Annotated in this window: 2 protein-coding genes; both read left to right on the forward strand. The window is 76.7% G+C overall.

Annotation, left to right across the window (positions count from 1 at the left end):
- Positions 1-384: DoxX family protein (locus tag FV233_RS29470; RefSeq protein WP_147899640.1), on the forward strand; the 384-nt coding region annotated here is incomplete at its 5' end.
- Positions 385-415: 31 nt separating this feature from the next.
- A partial coding sequence (locus FV233_RS29475; protein WP_147899641.1) for a Gfo/Idh/MocA family oxidoreductase occupies positions 416-1264 on the forward strand: 849 nt, incomplete at its 3' end.

Consider the following 1264-nt stretch of genomic DNA (forward strand, 5'->3'; position numbering starts at 1 on the left):
GCCGCCCTCCTGCCGGTGACCGGCCGGATCCTGATGAGCGCCCTGTTCCTGGTGAGCGGAATCGGCAAGCTCGCCGCCCCGGAGGCGACGCTCGCCACCATCCGGGCCGCCGGCCTGCCGCTGCCGGAGGTCTCGTTCGCGGCCGCCGCCCTGGTGGAGGTCCTGGGCGGCCTGCTGCTGATCCTCGGCTACCGGACCCGGCTCGTCGCCCTCGGGCTCGCCGGGTTCGCGGTGGCCACCGCGCTCACCTTCCACACGGCGCTGGCCGACCCGAACCAGATGTTCCATTTCCTGAAGAACCTCGCCGTGGCGGGCGGCTTGCTTCAGGTCGCGGCCTTCGGGGCCGGCCCGTTCAGCCTCGACGCCCGGCAGGGCCGGACCTGACCGGGCGCCGTCACCAGCACAGGGACCAGGAATGACCACGACCGACGCGCCGCTCGCCCTCGGGATCATCGGCGCCGGCATCATGGGCGAGCGCCTGATCGCCGCCCTCCACGGGGCGCCGGATGCGCCGGTGCGGGTCGCCGCCCTGTGGGATCCGTCGCCGGAGGCCCTGGCCCGGGTCGGCGCCGCCTTCCCGGCGGTGCCGCAGGTCGCCGACGCCGCCGCGGTCGTGGCGGCCAGCGCCTGCGTGTACGTCGCCTCGCCGCCGGCCTCGCATCTCGGCTACGCCCGGGCCGCGCTCGCCGCCGGCCGGACCGTGTTCTGCGAGAAGCCCCTGGCCATCGACCTCGCCGAGGCCCGCGCCTTCGTGGCGTCCGCCGGGGCGGCCGGGGCGGTGAACTTCCCGTTCGCCTCCTCGCCCGGCGTGGCGGCGCTGCATCGCTGGATCGCCGACGGCGCGGTCGGGACGCCCCGGCGGCTCACCATCGCGGTGGACTTCGCCCGCTGGCCGCGCCCCTGGCAGGCCGACGCGGCGCGCTGGCTCGACGCCCGGGCCGAGGGCGGCTTCACCCGCGAGGTGGTCTCGCACTTCCTGTTCCTCAGCCACCGCCTGTGCGGGCCGCTCCACGGGCTTTCCGGCACGGTCGCGTTCCCGGAGCCCGGCCGCTCGGAGCGGGCGATCGACGTGACGCTGACGGCGGGCGACGTCCCGGTCACGCTCGCCGGACGGGTCGGTGGGGTCGCGGAGGACGACCGCAACACCTGGACGCTCGAGGGCGATGCCGGCGCGATTCGCCTGCGCGACTGGGCCATCGCCGAGCGCCGCGCCGCGGACGGGACCTTCGTCCCGGCCCCCGACGCGCTGCCCAACGCCCAAGCC

The sequence above is a fragment of the Methylobacterium sp. WL7 genome, from assembly GCF_008040085.1.
Lineage (GTDB): Bacteria > Pseudomonadota > Alphaproteobacteria > Rhizobiales > Beijerinckiaceae > Methylobacterium > Methylobacterium mesophilicum.